At 67.9% G+C, this 18,552-nt stretch carries 15 protein-coding genes; 9 read left to right on the forward strand and 6 right to left on the reverse strand.

What is annotated here, in order from left to right; translation table 11 throughout:
- Positions 1-90: 90 nt before the first annotated feature.
- Positions 91-555, forward strand: a complete 465-nt coding sequence (locus WC815_13145) for a cytochrome c-type biogenesis protein CcmH (protein MFA5909717.1) — start codon at positions 91-93, stop codon at positions 553-555.
- A gap of 23 nt (positions 556-578) precedes the next feature.
- On the opposite strand, the gene WC815_13150 is transcribed toward WC815_13145, so the two are convergent.
- A complete protein-coding gene (locus WC815_13150; protein MFA5909718.1) occupies positions 579-1,265 on the reverse strand; it encodes a methyltransferase domain-containing protein in 687 nt (228 codons plus the stop codon).
- A gap of 284 nt (positions 1,266-1,549) precedes the next feature.
- On the opposite strand from WC815_13150, the gene WC815_13155 reads away from it, so the two are divergent.
- Positions 1,550-2,185, forward strand: coding sequence for a hypothetical protein (locus WC815_13155; GenBank protein MFA5909719.1), 636 nt, complete (start codon positions 1,550-1,552; stop codon positions 2,183-2,185).
- Positions 2,186-2,226: 41 nt separating this feature from the next.
- A complete protein-coding gene (locus tag WC815_13160) occupies positions 2,227-2,766 on the forward strand; it encodes a DsrE family protein (protein ID MFA5909720.1) in 540 nt (179 codons plus the stop codon).
- Positions 2,767-2,813: 47 nt separating this feature from the next.
- On the opposite strand, the gene WC815_13165 is transcribed toward WC815_13160, so the two are convergent.
- Genes WC815_13165 through WC815_13175 form a run of 3 tightly spaced genes read right to left on the reverse strand, consistent with a single transcriptional unit; the run spans position 2,814 to position 5,889 of the window.
- Positions 2,814-4,757 (reverse strand): CocE/NonD family hydrolase, encoded by a 1,944-nt coding sequence (locus WC815_13165; GenBank protein ID MFA5909721.1) that lies wholly within the window; start codon positions 4,755-4,757, stop codon positions 2,814-2,816.
- 20 nt (positions 4,758-4,777) lie between these two features.
- Positions 4,778-5,089: a hypothetical protein gene (locus WC815_13170; protein MFA5909722.1), complete on the reverse strand. Its 312-nt coding sequence runs from the start codon at positions 5,087-5,089 to the stop codon at positions 4,778-4,780.
- The gene (locus WC815_13175; GenBank protein ID MFA5909723.1) at positions 5,086-5,889 is read right to left on the reverse strand and encodes a glutamate--tRNA ligase family protein; all 804 of its coding nucleotides are present in this window, start codon (positions 5,887-5,889) and stop codon (positions 5,086-5,088) included. The genes WC815_13170 and WC815_13175 overlap by 4 nt, the downstream gene beginning before the upstream one ends.
- A gap of 105 nt (positions 5,890-5,994) precedes the next feature.
- Between WC815_13175 and WC815_13180 the strand changes: the two genes are divergently transcribed.
- The 6 genes from WC815_13180 (at position 5,995) to WC815_13205 (ending at position 13,674) form a co-directional block, all read left to right on the forward strand.
- A complete protein-coding gene (locus WC815_13180; protein MFA5909724.1) occupies positions 5,995-7,917 on the forward strand; it encodes a histidine kinase in 1,923 nt (640 codons plus the stop codon).
- Positions 7,914-9,014, forward strand: coding sequence for a SpoIIE family protein phosphatase (locus WC815_13185; protein ID MFA5909725.1), 1,101 nt, complete (start codon positions 7,914-7,916; stop codon positions 9,012-9,014). The genes WC815_13180 and WC815_13185 overlap by 4 nt, the downstream gene beginning before the upstream one ends.
- Entirely contained in the window at positions 9,011-9,748 is a 738-nt protein-coding gene (locus WC815_13190; GenBank protein MFA5909726.1) for a response regulator, read from the forward strand. Before WC815_13185 ends, WC815_13190 begins: the two co-directional genes overlap by 4 nt.
- A gap of 79 nt (positions 9,749-9,827) precedes the next feature.
- Complete coding sequence (locus WC815_13195; GenBank protein MFA5909727.1) at positions 9,828-11,960, forward strand: ATPase, T2SS/T4P/T4SS family; 2,133 nt, start codon at positions 9,828-9,830, stop codon at positions 11,958-11,960.
- A gap of 18 nt (positions 11,961-11,978) precedes the next feature.
- On the forward strand, positions 11,979-13,148 hold the full coding sequence (locus tag WC815_13200) for a sulfite oxidase (protein MFA5909728.1): 1,170 nt from the start codon (positions 11,979-11,981) through the stop codon (positions 13,146-13,148).
- A gap of 10 nt (positions 13,149-13,158) precedes the next feature.
- Positions 13,159-13,674: a hypothetical protein gene (locus WC815_13205; protein ID MFA5909729.1), complete on the forward strand. Its 516-nt coding sequence runs from the start codon at positions 13,159-13,161 to the stop codon at positions 13,672-13,674.
- A 945-nt stretch (positions 13,675-14,619) separates the two neighbouring features.
- Here WC815_13205 and WC815_13210 read toward each other — a convergent pair.
- Both WC815_13210 and WC815_13215 read right to left on the reverse strand, forming a co-directional pair.
- Entirely contained in the window at positions 14,620-16,302 is a 1,683-nt protein-coding gene (locus WC815_13210) for a hypothetical protein (GenBank protein MFA5909730.1), read from the reverse strand.
- Between the two features lie 88 nt (positions 16,303-16,390).
- The gene (locus WC815_13215) at positions 16,391-18,484 is read right to left on the reverse strand and encodes a tetratricopeptide repeat protein (GenBank protein MFA5909731.1); all 2,094 of its coding nucleotides are present in this window, start codon (positions 18,482-18,484) and stop codon (positions 16,391-16,393) included.
- Positions 18,485-18,552: the final 68 nt, after the last annotated feature.

The raw sequence follows: 18,552 nt of genomic DNA on the forward strand, positions 1-18,552 counted from the left end.
TAGGGCCGCACTTTAGTGCGGCCGTCTGATGAGGTTGGTTCGTCGAGCAAGAAGGTCGCTTCGACGCGCGAATCGTGAGACGATCGATTCATGGGCAGGCACACCTTCGCTCTCCTCGCCGTCCTCCTCCTGGGTGGTTCCGCGGCGCTCGCGCAAACACCGCCGAACGTCGATGCGGCCGCCGATCAGGTCTTCAACCGGGTCATGAGTCCGTACTGCCCGGGCCGGGTGCTGGCCACCTGCCCGTCGGGCGCCGCGGAAGTGCTGCGGCAGGAAGTGCGGCGCGACCTCGAAGCGGGCAAGTCGCCGGAGACCATCGAAGCGGGCCTGTATCAGCGCTTCGGCGAGTCCATCCGCGGCCTGCCGCGCACCGACGGCATCGGGCTGCTCGCCTGGGTGTTTCCCGCCGCCGTGTTCACGCTGACCGGGATTTGGCTGGTGGTGTGGCTGCGCCGGCCGCACCGGGGGGACGAGGCGAGCGGCGACCTGAAGGCGCCGGCGGCATCACCGGCCATCCTCGAACGCCTCGAAGACGAACTCGCCGACCTGTCGTAGCGCCGCGTCACCGGACGCGCGCGCTAGCGGAAGACCAGGAAGTGCTGGCGCGGCAGGAAGCCGTGCTTCGCCTCCAGGCGGAAGCCCGCCTGCTTCATCTCGGCCTCGATCTGCTCGGCGGTGAACCGGAATTCCACCGGCGGCCCCTCGGGTGCGTCCTTGCGGAAATCGACAATCGCCACACGGCCGGCCGCGGTCAACGACTTCCTCAGGTCGCGGAAGTAGGCCGGGCGATTGGGAATGTGATGGTAGGTGTCAACGATCAGCACCACGTCAACCGGCTTCGGCAGGTTCGGCCCGGCGGCGCCCGCCAGCACGGGCACGACGTTCATCAGGTGCTCCGACGTCGCCCGCGCCTTGAGGTGTTCCACCATGGCGGGTTCGATGTCCACGGCGTAGACCGTGAGGTCCGCCGCGACCTTGGCCAGCCGCATGCTGAAATAGCCGGTGCCGGCGCCAATGTCGGCCACCGCCATGCCGCCCTTCAACGCCAGCGCGTCGATCACCTTCGACGGCATTTGCCACGCATCGCGCGCCGGATCGTCGAACGACTTGGCAAACTTCGACGGGTCATCGAAACGATGCTGCATGTGATCGGGCTTCGCGCCGGGCGGCTGCTGGGCCTTGATCACGCCCGCGGTCGCGCACGCCATCACGAGAGCCGTCACCGTGTACTTCGTCACCATCGCCAGTTCCTTTCGATCGCGCAACCGCATGAACCGGGCGCACGTCCCGCACCTGGTCCCGAGGCCCGCCCGATGGCCAATGATCCTCCCGGCCGCCCGCGGCGTCCAGCCCGAAACGACACCCCAGGCACAAGGTCATCAACCTCGATCCCTTCGACCTGAACTGAGTGTGACGCGCGCGGCCGACCGCGTATGACATTCGGGGAAGACGAGCGGGCACCCGAGCGCTTACAATCGCCTCCGGCCGTTCACGCGAGCCGTCGCTCGCCGGCGCCGTCCATCGGCGCGACGGCCACTAGGGTGGACCAATGACGTCAACGAAGCGAAATCGCCGCGCCCTCATTGCCGGCCTCGGCCTGGCGGCCACGAGCGTCACGTTCGGAGCGCGCGGCGCCCGGGCGCAAGGCGCCCCGCCGCCCTTCACGCCAGCCCGCCATGAGCAGGATGCGTGGATGTCGGCCATGCCCGGCAAGCACCGCGTGGTGCTCGACATCGTCAGCCCGGAGGGCATTCCCGACGGCATCCGCTTCGCCGGCAATCTGTTCACCGGCAACAAGTCGGCATACGGCATCGAGGAGTCGGAGATGGCCATGATCGTGGTGCTGCGCCACTCCGCCACGGCCTACGGCTACTCGGACGCGATTTGGTCCAAGTACGGCAAGTCGCTCGACGCCAAGGCGACGCCGCCGCCGACGGCGAACCCCTACAACTCCGGCGAGCGCATGCAACTGGCCGGGCTCGCCAAGCGCGGCGTGCAGTTCATCGTCTGCGGCACGGCCAGCCGCGGCCTCGCCGGCCGCATCGCCGGCCAGGGTGGCAATGCCGACGCCGTACTGAAAGAAATGTCGGCGAACCTCATTCCCAACGCGCGCATCGTGTCGGCCGGCGTGGTCGGCGTGACGCACGCGCAGGAGCACGGGTTCACGTTCTTGTACGTCGGATAGGCAAGGACGAGGCGCGAACACTCACTTCAGGAGAACCGACCATGATCAAGACCCTGCTGGCCCTGTCCTTCGGCGTGGCGCTCGTCACCAACGCCGCCGTCGCGCACGCGCAGACATTACCCGTGCCCGGTGTGGAGGCGGCGCGTGATGTTCCCGGTGCCAAGGAGTTGCCGAATCCGGCCATCGTCCACAAGGTGGTGTTCGACATGGCCACGGCCGGCCCGAAGCCCACGGAGGTGCACCCGATGTTGGAGGCGGTGGCGCGCTACGTGAACACGCTCGCGAAGACCGGCGTGCCGGCCGCCAACCGCAAGGTGGCGGTGGTGTTCCACCAGGGCGCCACCGACTACGTCATGGCCAATGAGGCGTACAAGGCACGGCACGACGGCCAGGACAACCCGAACCTCAGCATGATGCAGGCGCTCAAGAAGGCCGGCGTGGACTTCCGCGTCTGCGGCCAGGCCACGCTGGGCCGCAAGATCGAGGCCAAGGAGATCATGCCGGAAGTGCAGCGCGACCTGTGGGCGCTCACGACCATCATCGCCCTGCAGCAGCAGGGCTACGTGCTCATCAAGCCCTGACCGCCGGCGGCTCGCTCTTCGCCGATTGGCTCCACCCGCCTATCCCGTCAGGGCTTGACCGGCACGATTGGCAGCTCGATGAAGCTCGCCGCGCCAGGCGCGTGATAGATGCGCTGCGTGGCCTTGACGTAGTCGCCGGGCTTCGCGAAGAAGATGTTCGGCACGAAGGTCTGCGGATTGCGGTCGTAGAGCGGGAACCAGCTCGATTGCACCTGCACCAGGATGCGGTGCCCGGGCTGGAACACGTGGTTCGCGGTCGGCAGGATGAAGCGGTACGGGAGCGCCGTGTTGGGCGCGATCGCCGTCGGCGTCGCGAAGCTCTCGCGGTAGCGGCCGCGAAAGATGTCCATCGACACCGGCAACTGGTAGCCGCCCATCTCGGGCTGGCTGGGCATTTCGTCCGGGTAGACGTCGATGAGCTTCACCACCCAGTCGCTGTCGCTCCCGCTCGTGGAGGCCACCAGGTTCACGAGTGGCACGCCGCTGATTCGCACCGGGTCGGTGAGCACGGGCGTCACGTAGCTCACGACATCCGTGCGATCGGCCACGGTGCGCTGGTCGGTCAGCAGCCACCGCTGCCAGAGCGCGCCATTCGAGAACTGCACGGGGCGCGGCAGGTAGGGCACGGGCTTGGACGGGTCCGACACGTACTCGTCGAAGCTCCCGGCGGCACCGGTCGCGCCGGCAGCGGGCGCGGTGAACGACAGCCCCTGGCCGGCCGTGAAGTACAACGGCTGTGACGTGGCCGCGCAATCCTTGGCGCACGACAACGGCCAACGCGGCAAGCGATCCCAGTGGTTATCCCCCGTGTTGTAGATGAATACCGGCGGCGTGTCGGCCTTGGGCGCGCCTGGCTTCAGGTACTGGTCGAAGAACGGCTTCAGCACGTCGCGGCGGAACTGCAGTGCCGTATCGCCCTCGAACTTCAGCGGCCCGAGCGACGCCCCCTCGTAGTTCACACCGCTGTGGCGCCACGGTCCCATCACCAGGTAGTTCAGGTCGTTGCGCGTGTCCTTCGACTCAATGGCCTGGTAGGTCTGAATCGCGCCCCACATGTCTTCCTGGTCCCAGATGCCCTGAATCCACATCGTCGGCACGGTCATGGGCTGCTTCGCCATGATCTTGTCGAGCGCCTGTTCCTGCCAGAAGTGATCGTAGGCGGGATGCTCCGACACCTTGCGCCACATGGGCAGCTGTTCGAGACCCGCGGCGCGGGCGTAGTCGCCCGCGGAGCCGGCGCGCCGGAAGGTCTCGTAGTCGTCGGTGCCGGGCCGGATGATGGTGCTGCCGCCGCCGCGCGCGGTGGTCTGGCCGCTGAAGAAGTCGAAGTTGGTCTGGCGGAAGGCGCCGAAGTGGAACCAGTCGTCGCCCATCCAGCCGTCGACCATCGGGCTCATCGGGGCGGCGACCTTGAGCGCCGGGTGAGGATTGACGAGCGCCATCACCACGGTGAAGCCCTCGTAGGAGCTGCCGAGCATGCCGACGCGGCCGTTGCCTTCGGGCACGTTCTTCACCAGCCACTCGATGGTGTCGTAGGCATCGGTCGAGTGGTCGGTGTTGGTCGGGTTGAGCGGACCGCGCAGGGGCCGCGTCATCAAGTAGTCGCCTTCCGACTCGTACTTCCCGCGCACGTCCTGGAACACACGGATGTAGCCGTCGGCCACGAACACTTCATCGCCCTGCGGCAGCGTGCCGAGCATCGTCGCTGACGGGGAGCGCGTCGCGCGGCCGGCCGCGTTGTAGGGCGTGCGCGTCATGATGATCGGCGCGTTCTTCGCGCCCCTGGGCACGACGATCACGGTGTAAAGCTTCACGCCGTCGCGCATGGGGATCATCGCCACGCGCTTCTCATAGTCGAAGCCGGTGGTCGGCCGCGTGAACGTGGCGGGGATGTCCGGCAGCGTGATGGGCGTCTGCGCCCAGGCCGCGGGCGAGACGACAAGGAGCAGGGCGGCCGCCAGGCCAGACCGAAGGTATGTCGAGGTCAACATCGGTCCAGTGTAGCGGCCTTTCAGCTGGTCGTCGGGGCCGTGTACTGGACTTCTTTGGCCTTGAGCGGCTCGGCGCCGTCGCCGGCGTTCACGACAATGCGCAGCCCCACCTTGAGGTCGGCCTGCGAGCCCTTCTGCTTGCCGCGCTTGAACGAGGTGGTCGGGGTGACCTCGAACGTCGCGGCCTTGCCCTCGGTGGTCTTCATCGACACCTTGTTGCCGTCAATGGCGGTGATGGTGCCCATCAACTTGTGTTCGTGACCGGGGTGCGCGAACGCGGCGGCGGGAACCAGCAGGGCCAGGACGAGGGCGACGAGGACGATGCGCTTCATTCCGGTAGGGTAACAGATCTCCGCGCCAGGTCGAGGACGGCCTCCGCCGACCACCCGGCCGCCCGCAGGTCGCGGACGCCAGTGGCACCGTCGGATTTGCTGAGCTTTTCGGTGGCCGACTTCATGACCAGGGCGTGATGGGCAAACCGCGGCATCACGCCACGGCCGAGCAGGCGCGCCAGGCGAATCTGCCGGCCCGTGGACGGCAACAGGTCCACGCCGCGAATGACGTCGGTGATCTTCTGCAAGTGATCGTCCACGGTGACCGCGAACTGGTAGGTCCAGTTGCCCAGCCGATCGCGCACCAGCAGGTCGCCGCACTGCGCCGACGGGTCCTGTACCTGCGGCCCGCACATCTCGTCGAAGAAGCGCTCCACGCCCGGCGCCATCCTCACCCGCCACCCGACATCGTCTGTGAGCGGGATGTCACGATCGCGGCAGGTGTTCGGATAGCGCAGCTCCGAAGTGGACTGGTCGCCGGTCACCGCCAGTATCTCGGCGCGCGAGCAGGCACAGCCATAGACCAGTTCACGGTCGATTAGCGGTTGCAGCGCTTTGCGATACAGCCCGTCTCGTTCGCTCTGCCGGACGACAGGGCCGGAGTGGTGGAAGCCGAGCCAGGCGAGGTCCTCGAGAATGGCGGCGTCGAATTCGGGCCGGCACCGCTGGCGGTCGTGGTCCTCGATGCGGAGCAGGACCTGGCCGTCGCGATCGTGCGCGGCCGTCCAGACGTGGAGGGCGTTGACGACGTGTCCCAGGTGAAGGAAGCCGGTCGGAGCCGGCGCGAACCGTGTAATCACGCGCCACTGAAGGATACCCTGCCGCCGGTCGATGCCGCATTTGCGCCGTTCGGTCCCTGGGCACCGACCGCGGCGCCCGGGATTGGCGTATAACCCAAGAGTCGGATGATTCTCGTCAGCCTGATCTTCCTGTTCGTCTACCTGTTCGGCGCCTATGCGTATGGGGCCGCGACGGTGATTGCCGTGAGCCAGGCCACCCCGGTCTGGGGTCCCTACCGGCGCTATGCCGCCGGGATGCGGCAACGCATCGACAAGGCCAGCCTGGCGCTGTTCACGATCAGCACCATCTGGTTTATCCAGCACGCGCTCATCGAGTTCCGCAACCTGATGGGGGACGCGACGGCGGGCTGGCTCGACCTGAGCACGCTGGTCGTCGTCTATTTCTTCCCGCCGGTGATCATGCACACGGTCTACCTGGAGTCGCAGTGCGAAGGCGTCTCGCGGCCGGCGGCCGCCGCCAGGCGGCTGCTGGGCGCGATGTACGTGCTCTCGCCCGCGGTCGGGGCCTACATCATCGCGGCCATCTTCGACCTGGTGCCGCGGCCGCAGCCGCTCAACGCCTGGATCGGGATCTCGATCGGCCTGCTGTTCACGGGGGCCAGCCTCTACTCCACCGTGCTCATGCTGCGACGCCCGCGGCCCTCGCGCACACCCGATCAGCAGCGCCTGCGCACCGTGATGATCTTCCTGTTCATCGGGTTGAGCGGCACGTTCCTGGCGCTGATGATCATGCGCGAGCAGCGCCTGCTGGTCGAGATCCTCGACCGCGTGTCGCGATCCGCGCCCGTCTATTTCCTGATCGCCTCGGTCTACTTCGAGAACCGGTTCGAGTTCTACGATCTCGTGGTCAAGCGGGCGCTCCTGCTCCTGCTGAGCGTGGTCGCCCTCGGCCTGTTCCTGGCCGTGGCGTTGCCGTACCTCGAACTGCTGCCCGGCGGCGGCGCCCGGCCGTGGCTGTTTGCCGTGGCGCTCGCGCCAATCGCGATGGTCATGCCGTGGCTGCATGCGCGCCTCGAGCGCTGGCTCGACCGCATGTGGCTGGGCCGGGAGTTCACGACGGTGGAGGCGGTCAAGCACGTGCTCGCGGCCATGCAGCCGGCGACCGATGAGCAGACCCTGGTGAGTGCCACCGAGTCGAAGCTGTCCGAGATCTTCGGCGCGCGCATCGCCGTGCTGATCGGCGACCAGGCGCCGCCAGAAGGCCTGACGATCGAAGCCGAAGTCGCCATGCCCACGCCGGTGTCGGGATACGCCGTGCGGATCGCCGTGCTGCGCGTGCCGGGCATGCGCCGCATCCTCAGTGAAGACCTCGCCTTGCTGCGCTCGCTGGCCGGCGTGTTCGGGTTCATGCTCGAGAACCTGCGGCTGCAGCGCCGGCGGCAGGAGCAGGACCTGATCGCCCAGGACCTGCGCCTGCAGTCGAGCAAGTCCGAGCTCAAGGCCCTGCGCGCGCAGATCAACCCGCATTTCCTGTTCAACGCGCTGAACGCCATTGCCTCGCTGATCCACACCGACCCGGCCCGCGCCGACGAAGCCGTCGAGCAACTCGCGGAAGTGTTCCGCTACACGCTGCGACGGTCCGATTCGGAATGGGCGCCGCTCGACCAGGAGTTGACGTTCGCGCGCGCCTACCTCGACGTCGAGCAGGCGCGCTTCGGCCAGCGCCTCACCTGCACGATTGACTCGGACCACCTGCCGCCGGCGCCGCACATCCCGTCGATGCTGCTGCAGACGCTGATCGAGAACGCCGTCAAGCATGGCGTGTCGCAAACCCGCGAGCCGGGCCGCATCGAGGTGATCGTCCGCACCGTCAGCGACCGGGTCACCCTCGAGGTGCGGAACACCGGACCCGGCGCCCAGGCCTTCGGACCCGGCCCGCGCGACGGCGCGGGCTTCGGCTTGCACAGCGTGCGCGAGCGGCTCAAGGGCCATTTCGGCGACGGCGCCACCTTCGCGCTGACCCGCGACGAGAATGCGGGGGTGACGATTGCGCGCATCACCATGCCGCATGTCAGGATGGCCGCATGATCCGCGCCGTGCTCGTCGATGACGAGCCGCCCGCCCGCGTGCGCATGCGGCAGCTGCTCGAGGCGGCCGGCGGCGTCGTGGTGGTCGGCGAAGCCGGCAGCGCCGTGGACGCGCGCGACCTGATCCGCGAGACGCGGCCCGACCTGGTCTTCCTGGACGTCGAGATGCCCGAAGTGCGCGGCACCACGCTGGCCGCATCGCTGCCCGAGCCGCGGCCCTTCATCGTGTTCGCCACCGCCTTCGAAAGCTACGCCCTCGACGCCATCGCCGTGGACGCCACCGACTACCTGTTGAAGCCGGTCTCGCGGGTCAAGCTCGCCGCCACGCTCGATCGCGTCCGCGCGCGACTGGCCAGGCAATCGGATCTCGAACGCGACGTCGCCGCCGGATCGGCCGTGCAGTCGCAGATGTGGCCGGGCGCGCTGCCCGAGGTGCCGGGGTTTGACTGCGCCGCGGCGTCGCTGCCGGCCCGCGGGGTTGGCGGAGATTTCTACGACATGTTTTCGCTTCAGGATGGTGTTGGCGGGCAGTGGGCGCTGCTGCTGGGTGATGCCTCCGGCAAGGGCGTGGCTGCCGGCCTGGTGGCGTCCGCGGTGCAGGCGCGCGTGCACACCGCCGCCCGTCTCGCTCGCCTCGCGCCGGCCGCGCTGATGGCGGCCGTCGACCGCGATGTCTATGGCACCACCGACGGCGCGCGCTACGCCACCGCGATCTACGCCAGGCTCGATGCCGGCACGCGGCGGCTGACACTCGTCAACGCCGGACACCCCGCCGTGCTGGTAGTCGCCGGGACCTCCATCACCCGCCTCGACGCCTCGGGGCCGGCATTGGGATTGACCGAAGCCGGTTCGTTCGCCTCGCACGACGTCACGCTCGAGCCTGGCGCGCTGCTGGTCGCGTACACTGATGGCGTCAGCGACGCGCTCGACGAGGCCGATGAGGAATTCGGTGACGCGCGCGTGGCGACGTTGATGGCGGCCAACGGCCAGGCTCCAGCCGCGCACCTCTGCTCATGTATTCTCGACGCCGTGCGCAGGCACCGGGGCGGCCGGCAGGATCAGGACGACGTGACCGCGCTGGTGGTGAGGGCCCGATGATTCGGACGTTGCTGATCGACGATGAGCAGCCGGCGCGCGAGCGGTTGAAGCAGTTGCTTGGCGCGCATCCCGACATCGAGGTGGTGGGCGAGGCCGACGACGGCATCGACGCCGCGGAGAAGATCGCCGCGCTCGCACCGGACCTCGTCCTGCTCGACATCCAGATGCCCGGGGCCAGCGGCCTCGACGTCGCGGCCTCGCTCGGTCAGCCGCGACCCGCCGTGATCTTCTGCACGGCCTACGACCAGTACGCCGTGGACGCCTTCGAGTTGTCGGCCATCGACTACCTGCTGAAGCCGGTCAACCGGGCGCGCCTCGCCTCCGCGCTCGACCGGGTTCGCGCCGCCACTGGCATCCGCGGCCGCGATCGCGCCATCGACGCGCTGACGCAGGCCAAGGGTCTCTCGCCCACGCGCTTTCTCGCCCGCCGCGGCGCCCGCTTCCGCGTCGTGCCCGTCCAGGACGTGGTGGCGTTCACGTTCGTGGATGGCGTCACGCACGTCATGACGCCAACCGAACAGCTGTCGATGCAACCGACGCTGGCCGCGCTGGCGCGCCGGCTCGACCCGGCCACGTTCTTCCAGGTCTCGCGCGCGGCGATCATCCGCCTCGACGCGGTCCGCGAGGCCAAGCCGTTCGCCGACGGCACCGGCGAGATCACGCTGGCCAACGGGATGACGATGCTGGTGGCGCGGCGGCGCTGGCGCGCATTGCTGGAGCGGCTGGAGGGGTAAATGGGCCACTTGGCCCCTCGGGCGGGTGTCAAATTTGGGACTCCCGCCAAGGGTACGAACTTGATACGCTCACAGCATCGTGTCCACATCAAGCCGCGAGCCCTCCGGTCCTGGCGTCCCCAAGCGGCAAAGCGCCGGCGAAGCCCGCTTTCGCCAACTCCTGATCGCTCAGTCGACGCTGACCCCCCAGCAGCTTGACGTGGCAACTGGCCACGCGGAAGAGCACCACGTCCCACTGGCTGAGGCGATTGTGACTTTGGGACTGGCGCCGGAACACGCCTGTTACGCGGTGCTGGCGGAGGCGACAGGCATGCGGCTGGCCGACCTCACCACGATCACGCCGAGCCCGCTCGCGCTTCGCCTCGTCCCTGAGCGCGTGGCGAGGCGTCACGCCCTGATCCCGCTGGACGAAGACAACCGCGTCCTGACCTACGCCACCAGCTGCCCGTTCGACGTTCAGGCGGAACAGGACGTCGGATTTGCGTCGGGGCGCAAGCCAGTCGCGATGCTGGCGCTGCGATCGGAAGTGTTGGGCGCGCTCGAACGCTGGTACCCGAAACTGGGCGACATCGAGCTCCTGCTCGGGCGCGTGCGGTCGCGCCTCCCCGTCCAACTGCTCGGCCTGGCGGACGCCCAGGGCGAGACGGGCTCGCCCATCATGGATCTGTGCAACCACATCGTGGCCGGGGCGGTTGAAGTGGGCGCCAGCGACATCCACATCGAACCGTCGGCGCGGGGACTCGCCGTCCGCTACCGGCTCCGCGGCATCCTCGAGCCGATGTTCATCGTGCCCCCTGAGGCGGCCGCCGCCGTTTCCAACCGTTACAAGATCATGGCGCGGGCCGACATCTCCGTGAGACACCGGCCCCAAGACGGGGCGTTTCGGTTGTCGATCAGCGGCCGGCCCATCGATGTGCGATTCTCGACACTGCCAACCGTGACGGGAGAGAAGCTGGTGATGCGGGTGATCGACAGCCAGGCCACACCGCAGGGCCTCGATTCGCTCGGCTACGACGCCGCCAATCTCGCCCGGCTCGAGAAGGCGCTCGGCCAGCCCGACGGGCTCATCCTCATGACCGGCCCCACCGGGTCGGGCAAGTCCACCGTTCTCTACAGCGCGCTGCGTCACCTGCAGAATGGCCGCACGAACATCGTCTCGGTCGAAGATCCGGTGGAACGCCAGGTCGCCGGCGTCAACCAAATCCAGGTCAACGCCGCTGCCGGAAATACCTTCCCGTCGGTGCTGCGATCGATCCTGCGGCAGGATCCGAACGTGATCATGGTGGGCGAGATTCGCGACGCCGAGGTCGCCGAGATCGTCGGCCAGGCGGCCTATACCGGGCATCTCGTGCTCACCTCGCTCCACACCGCCGACTGCGCCTCGGCGGTGACGCGGTTGCTCAATCTCGGTCTCGAACCGTTCAAGATTGCGGAGAGCCTGAGGGCCATCGTCGCGCAACGGCTGGTGCGGAAGCTGTGTCCCGATTGCCGTCGCGTGCTTGACCAGTTCGAGGCGCGGCGGCTGGGCCGGGAGCTCGGCCTGGTGGCGGTGCCGGCGTCGGCCGGCGCCGGCTGCGATCGCTGCAAGGGCACCGGCTACACGGACCGGATTCCGGTCACGGAGGTGCTGGTGGCCGACGAAGCGATGCGCGACGCGATCGGGAAAGGCGCCACCGCCATGGAGATTCGCGCTCTCATGCACGCCGCGGGGTGTGACTCGATGCGCGAGAACGCGCTCGCTCTCGTCGCGCAGGGCGTCACCTCGATCGACGAGGTCGACCGCGTCCTGGCCACCGAAGAAGCCCCGGCCACGCCGGCGAGCAGCAAGCGGCGCGTCCTGATCACCGACGACGACCGCATTACGCGGATGTTGGTCAAGCTGCTCCTCGAGCGGGACGGCTACGAGGTGATCGAGGGCGTCGACGGCACCGAGGCGGTGGCGTTGGCGCACCGCGAACGCCCCGACCTGATCATCATCGACCTGATGATGCCGAAGATGGACGGGTATGAAGCGATTCAGAGAATCCGGCGCGATCTGTCCCTGGCCACGGTGCCGGTCATGGTGCTGACCGCCGAGGACGGCGCCGACATCGAACTCCGGGTGCTCGAGATGGGGGCCGACGACTACATGGTCAAGCCGTTCGAACCCGAGGTGCTGCTGTCCCGGGTGCGCGCCGCCTTCCGCCGCCTGGATCGTGTGGTGGCCGCGTAACCCCTTATAATCGCGGGCATGTTTTCCCGTCGCGACTTATTGTGGCGCCTGGCAATGGCCGGCGTCATGGCGCGCGTGGCGCCATCAGGCGTCGTCTTCGCACAGACTCCCAGCGCGGCGCAGCGATTCGGCAAGGAGAAGCTGCTCATCCGCTCGATGCGGCCGCCAGACTTCGAGACGCCGGTCGCCCTGCTCGATTCGTTCATCACGCCGAACGACCTGTTCTACGTGCGATCGCACCTGCCCATTCCAGCCCAGCTCGACGCGGCCACCTGGGCCTTGAAAATCGGCGGCCAGGTCAACTCGCCGCTGTCCCTCTCGATCGATGAGATCAAGAAGCTGCCCGCCGTCACCGTGACCGTGACGCTCGAGTGCGCGGGCAACGGCCGCGGCTTTTTCGAGCCCGCCGTGGCCGGCATCCAGTGGGAGAAGGGCGCGGTGAGCACCGCCAGGTTCACCGGCGCGCGCATGTCGGACGTGCTGAAGCGCGCCGGCGTGAAGACGACGGGCAGGAACGTCGAGATGCACGCCGCCGACCGGCCGCTGGGGACGATGCCGGCGTTCGTGCGGCAGGTGCCGATGGCCAAGGCCATGCACCCCGACACGCTGCTCGCCTACGACATGAACGGCCAGCCCATGCCGGCCGTGCACGGCTTCCCGCTCCGCGCCATCGTGCCCGGCTGGGAAGGCGCGTATTCGGTGAAGTGGGTCAACGCGCTGAATGTGCTCGACAAGGACTCCGGCAGCTTCTGGGTGGCGACCGCGTATCGCTATCCCAATCGCCGCGTGGCTCCCGGCGCCGCCGTGGATGCGAAAGACATGGTGCCGCTGACCGGCCTGGTGGTGAAGTCGTTGATCACCTCGCCCGCGGCCGGCGCGGCGCTCCCCGCCGGCCAGGTCGCGGTGGCCGGCTTCGCGTGGGCCGGCGAGACCAGCATCGCCAAGGTGGACATCTCGATCGACAACGGCGCGACCTGGACCGCGGCGCGGCTGGTCGGCGAACAGGCGAAGTACACCTGGCGGCGCTTCGAGCACACGTTCACGGTCAGCACTCCGCGGTCGGTGCTCATCCTTTCGCGCGCCACCGATTCCACCGGCACGTCGCAACCCGCCGTGTCGCATTGGAACCCGTCGGGCTATCTCTGGAACCAATACGATTCGGTCAGGGTGGAGATCGCAAGTGCGTAAGGTGCCTGGGGTGCCTAAGGGGTGGGTGCCATGGTGCCTCGGTGCCATGGTGCTTGGTGCCATGGTGCTTGGTGCCATGGTGCTTGGTGCGCAGGTGCTCTCGGCGCAGTCGCTGCCGGCCGGGGCGGGCGGCGACGTGGTGAGGCAACGCTGCGTGAGCTGTCACGAGAGCGACATCATCACCTCGCAGCGGCTGTCGCTGACCGGCTGGACCCGGTCGGTGGACAAGATGGTGCGCTGGGGCGCCACGGTCACGCCGGCGGAACGGGAAGTGCTGCATCCCTACCTGGCCGAGCACTTCGGCCCGACGCCGGCGGCCTCGCATGCCACCACCGAGGCCGGGGCTGCGTCCTACACGCGAGCATGCCTGGTCTGCCACGACGCCGACATCATCCAGCAGCAGAAGCTGTCGCCAACCGGCTGGACCCGTTCGGTCGAGAAGATGATGCGCTGGGGCGCCGCGGTGAGCGAGGCCGAGAAGACGCCGCTCGTGGACTACCTGTCGTCGCGGTACGGCCCAAGGTAAGGTCCGCGTGCTGATCGGTCTTGCGGCCGTCATCACGCTCTTCACCATCCTCTGGCTGTCCTCGCTCGGCCTCGTAGGGCTCGGCGCTCATGCGCCTCATAGGGCTCGCGGCCTTCGGCCGCTCGTAGGGTTCGGCGCTTCGCGCCTCATGGGGATCCCTTGCTCGGTACACCTTCCACTGGGTCGCCACTCCTATACCTGTCCAACAGGCCGTTGAGAGGGGCGGCTACTTGCCTCACCTGGAGTTCCAATGCGTCGTAGTGCGCGGGTGCGATATACCCGAGGCGACGCGCGGCGTGTAGGCCATACCCAACCTCCGCCAGTGATGCCGACGCGATACTCAGAAAGTGAAACTTCTCCTTCCGATATTGGCGTGCGTATCCTTCCACAATGTTCGCAGGAACTGAGTACGCGGCCCTCCGAAGCTGTGAAGACAGCTCGTACCTTTCCTCCCGCGGCAGGGTTTTCTGCGTCAGGCGGTGGATCTCGATGAAGAGGTCGTCAGCACGTTGCCAGGCAATCAGCGTGTGGTGTTTGAGCATGGGCGGCGTGGCAGCAATGCAGATGCCACGCTGGGGCTCGTGGGGCTCGCGGCTTCGCCGCTCGTAGGGGTCGGCGCTACGCGCCTCCTGGGGCTCGGGGCTTCGCCCCTCGTGGGGGTCGGGCCTTCAGCTCAGCCTCGAGTGGCCGTCTCACTACTCTGTTGTGTCAGAACTCGCCGCCATTCGCCGGTTGTTGCGGGTCAGGCTGCGTCACCGGACATCGTGAACAACCGAATCTGTGTCGAATCTGCGGCTGCATTCATCCGGCGGGTGACGGCAACTCAAGCGCATTCCGGAGCATTCCGGGACTAGGGTTGCGGAGCACCCCCACGAGGGCCAAAGGCCCGAGCCCTACGAGGCGCGACTTGTCCGCCGAGCCCCACGAGCGCCCTAGACGCGAGCCCTACGCACCGCGGAGCGGTGACGCTCCGCGGTGCCGATCGAGTTCGGCGGCCCTGGCGAGTGCGGACCTGACGACAGTCTGCGGGGCGCCGTGAAGCTCGAGCAGCGTGATCGCGTTCCGGGTCGTAGCCGGGCCGGGCTCCAGGCGGTATTCGAAGGTCAGGCCCTCCGGCCCGATCGAATCCGCGAAGTGGCACGCCTGATACTCGTCACGGAGGAGCTCCACGAGCTCGGCGTCGTGTGTGGCGGCCAGCACCAGGTGATTCCGGCCGCGACCCGAATCTCTGACGAGCTCCCTCAGCACGGCCTCGCCCACGGCGATCCGCTCGACGGCGTTGGTCCCTCGAAACAGTTCATCGAACAGAAACAGGTGCGGATCGGCTGACGCGCTCGCCGTAACCCTCGACAGCACTTCCTCAACCTCAACGAGGTAGTAGCTCTTGCCCTCGACCAAATCGTCTGCTCGCCCGATACAGCTCTGCACTTGGAGCACAGGCGCGCGATAGTCGGTCGCAAGACACGTGTTGATTGACTGCGCCATGACGGCCGTCACGCCGACGGTTCGCAGGAAGGTGGACTTCCCGGACATGTTCGAGCCGGTGACGAGCACACCATGTGGCGGACCCAGTTCAATAGAGTTCGGCACGGCGTCGACAACGAGCGGATGCCGGATGCCGGTCAGGATGGCGCGACTCCCCACAGGCTGAAACCGCGGGCGTGCCCACGTTTCGGTTGCAGCGCGGAAAGACGCCACGCTGATTGCCGCATCGACCTCTCCAACGGTGGCAATGACACTGAGAAGGGCACGGCTGCAGGACCGCAGTTCCCCGACCGCGAGCGACAGCGCGTTGATATCGAGCAGGAACAGGAGGTTGAGATATTCCCAGAAGCCGGCGATCAACTCGTTCGACTTTGATGGGTCACGCCCGACCCAACGGGCGATAGCGTTCAGCCTGGCGATCTTTGGCAGCTCGCGAGAAAGGGATGCGGTAATGGGTTCAGGCAGGCTCGCACGGATGATCTCAGCCGACGATACCAACGCGCTGATCTGGCGGAACGGCCCGATCATCGAACTGGTTCGCCATGCCGTCTTGGTCCTGACGAGCAGGTTGACGGCCGCGCCAGCGACGGGGATGAGAAACGCGCTGGGCCAGACCGGAATGGCGAGGAAAGCCGTGAGTACAACCCCGGCCCACACCACGAACAGGAGGTGCCAGCGTGGCCGCGTGAGCGCATCTCGCTGGGCCAACCACCACAGATCGTAGCCATCAGGATCGCGAAGGACGGCCAATGCCAGCTGAATTCGCTCGCGAGTTGCGGGATTTGCTGACATCCACTCGACAAGATGCTCGAACCCGTCGAGGTCGCCGGCATCCTGCCGGCGCAGTCGATGATAGAGGGCCTGCTGGCCGATCGTGCTTTCAGTGCGGTCGATCGACTGAAAGACCTCGTCGAGATTCAGATCGTTCCAGGTGCGGTCATCAAGTGATCGGCCGATGCCGTTCGCCAAGATGATCGACCTGTGGTACTCCGCAATCGCCTCCATCTTTCGAGGGCGATCGCTCGGTTTGCCCCAGTTGACGCGAATCGTCGACAAAAGCCGGGCACGGGCCCGTCGCGAGAACCACTCGGCGGTGACCGCGAGCAAGACGAGTGCGGCGACGGCAGCGGCAGCCGGTGGCATTGGGCCGGAGCGTAACACGCATGGGTCCAAGGAAGCAGGTGAGCGCCAAGTCCCAGGAGCGAGCGCCGCGAGCGACCCCCGAGATTGTTCATGGCGGCGTCAGCGTGAACACCTTCCCGGCTCGATAGAGGGCCATCCGCTCGCGGATGGCCTGACGCAACGCAGGCTGGTTGGCGGACGTGGCCGATTCGGCCTCGCTCGCCAGCCGCACGGCGTCCTCGAACAACCCCATCGCCGCCTGGCACCCGGCCAGCGCGTCAAGCGCCGCGGGGTCGCGCCGGCCCGTGGCCGCGACGATGCGTTCGGCCAGCCGCCGCGCCGCGGCGGGCCGCCGGGCCATGGGCTCCGGGTGGGCGGCGAGTAACCACACCACCGGCGTCAGCCGGGTCAGTAGATCCGGCTTCTGCTCGAGCGCCAGCGCGACCTGCGTCAGCGCGGCATCCGTCGCGCCATCCCCCGCGAGGACCACGGCCAGGTTGGCGCGGGCATCTGCGTTCCCGGGATCGGTGTTCACAGCGCGCTCGAACCCGGCGCGAGCATCGGCCACGCGTCCGTCCTTGAGCAGAAGCGTCGCGAGATTGTTGTGGGCGGCCGAATACGACGCATCAATCGTCAGCGCCTGCGCGTAGCGGGCCCTGGCTTCGCCGGGGCGGCCGGCCGCCTCGAGCGCGACGCCTTCATTGAACCAGGCGGCTGCGGACCCGGGCTGCAGCTTCGTGACCGCGCTGAAGTGGATCAGTGCCTTCGCCGGTTGGCCGAGCGCGAGGTACAACCCGGCGGCGTCGTTCCTCAGGTTCACATGGTTCGGTTCGCGCCGGAGGAGGACCTCGCTGCCGACGGCGTCCTCGGTCTGCATCTTGAGGTCGGCCGCCTGTCGCAGGCGGGCGCGGTCAGCGTCGGTCCGCGTCATCACCTGGACCCACAGGTCCGCCATCTCGTCGCTCGATCGCCATCCCCAGGCGGCCCGGGTCGGCGGCCGGTCCGGATTTCGCGGATTGGCCTCGGAGTTGTCGAACACGTATTCGAGCGACAGCCGCGTGCCGGCCGGCAGCCAGAACGGCGCGGCATACAGGTATCGATCCTGCCAGTTCATGTCCCACTCGGTGATACGGATTAGCGCGCGTCGCGAGCCATCAGGCAGGGTGGCCCACCCGTCCATCGAGCGCGCGCGGTAGTGCGCGTGTGGCTGCACCGCTCGCACTTCCGCGTCCACGGGCAGGACGAACGAATCGGTGACCACATGCCGCGACGCGCCGGCAGGCACATCGAGATCCTGGCGGCCCAGTCGAATCACCGTCGGCTGACGCGACGGCGGGCCATTGCCAAAGTACAAGCCAATGACCGGCGCCACCTCCTCCGCTTTTCCCGACGGCCGCAGGTGCAACTGCACGACCAGGTCAGACCCACCCTCGAGGCGCCACGACAGCGCGTCCGACAGCACCGGCGCCGCTTGACCGGGGGTCCACCCCAGGAAGTGTCCATCGGGAAAGTCGGCCGAGCGCGCGATGATGCCCTCGTAGCCCGGCAACGGGTCGGCGTCATCCAGGCGACGGGACGCGCCGGTGGCATCGACCCGGATGTTGGCATGGTGGACGGCACGACTGCCGGACCGAAACTGCAACCCCCGCACGTAGCGTGCGCCGGCGATCGGCACGGGCACCGAGAAGATCCGGAACACGTCGAGGCCATCAGCGCGCAGAGTGTAGGCCGGCAACTGCAGGACCAGGTCGGGCGCAGTGGTTCCCCAGGCGCCGGATGAATCGGCGAGCCGCAAAGCAGGCGTGGGGCCGGCGGCTTCGGCCGGCGGTGGTCCTGCGGGCGTACCGGCAGCGACCCATTGCGTGATCGTGGCGATCTCGGTGTCGCTCATCCGGCGCGTGCCCTCGAACTCGCCGAAGCCCGGCTCCGGTTTCCACGGCGGCATGAAGCGGCTCTTGATGACCGCCACAATCATCGACGCGTGACGCCGGACGTCGTCGAACGTGGCAAGGCTGAAGGGGGCATCCCCGCCTGGCGCGTGGCACGACCCGCAGCGTGCCGCGAGGATGGGGGCCACCTCGCCGCCATAGGTTATGGCGCGCGACGCCGTCTGCGCGGGCGCCTCCCGGGCTCCGCCGGACGCGCCGGCGAACGCCAGTACGGCAGCGGCGCAGGTCAGTCCCCACACATGTCGGCCCCGCATGAGTGCGGCGAGTATAGTGCGCAATCTCACCTTGACGTGCCCTTCCACCCGGCGCTATCGTCTGGCTC

Source organism: Vicinamibacterales bacterium (assembly GCA_041659285.1).
In the GTDB taxonomy this organism is placed as follows: Bacteria; Acidobacteriota; Vicinamibacteria; order Vicinamibacterales; family UBA2999; genus 12-FULL-67-14b.

What these genes read in the sequence shown, in the direction of transcription:
- WC815_13145 (MFA5909717.1), top strand. Translation starts at nt 91, where the DNA reads ATGGGCAGGCACACCTTCGCTCTCCTCGCCGTCCTCCTCCTGGGTGGT.
- WC815_13155 (MFA5909719.1), top strand. Translation starts at nt 1,550, where the DNA reads ATGACGTCAACGAAGCGAAATCGCCGCGCCCTCATTGCCGGCCTCGGC.
- WC815_13160 (MFA5909720.1), top strand. Translation starts at nt 2,227, where the DNA reads ATGATCAAGACCCTGCTGGCCCTGTCCTTCGGCGTGGCGCTCGTCACC.
- WC815_13165 (MFA5909721.1), bottom strand. Translation starts at nt 4,757, where the DNA reads ATGTTGACCTCGACATACCTTCGGTCTGGCCTGGCGGCCGCCCTGCTC.
- WC815_13170 (MFA5909722.1), bottom strand. Translation starts at nt 5,089, where the DNA reads ATGAAGCGCATCGTCCTCGTCGCCCTCGTCCTGGCCCTGCTGGTTCCC.
- WC815_13180 (MFA5909724.1), top strand. Translation starts at nt 5,995, where the DNA reads ATGATTCTCGTCAGCCTGATCTTCCTGTTCGTCTACCTGTTCGGCGCC.
- WC815_13185 (MFA5909725.1), top strand. Translation starts at nt 7,914, where the DNA reads ATGATCCGCGCCGTGCTCGTCGATGACGAGCCGCCCGCCCGCGTGCGC.
- WC815_13190 (MFA5909726.1), top strand. Translation starts at nt 9,011, where the DNA reads ATGATTCGGACGTTGCTGATCGACGATGAGCAGCCGGCGCGCGAGCGG.
- WC815_13200 (MFA5909728.1), top strand. Translation starts at nt 11,979, where the DNA reads ATGTTTTCCCGTCGCGACTTATTGTGGCGCCTGGCAATGGCCGGCGTC.
- WC815_13210 (MFA5909730.1), bottom strand. Translation starts at nt 16,302, where the DNA reads ATGCCACCGGCTGCCGCTGCCGTCGCCGCACTCGTCTTGCTCGCGGTC.
- WC815_13215 (MFA5909731.1), bottom strand. Translation starts at nt 18,484, where the DNA reads ATGCGGGGCCGACATGTGTGGGGACTGACCTGCGCCGCTGCCGTACTG.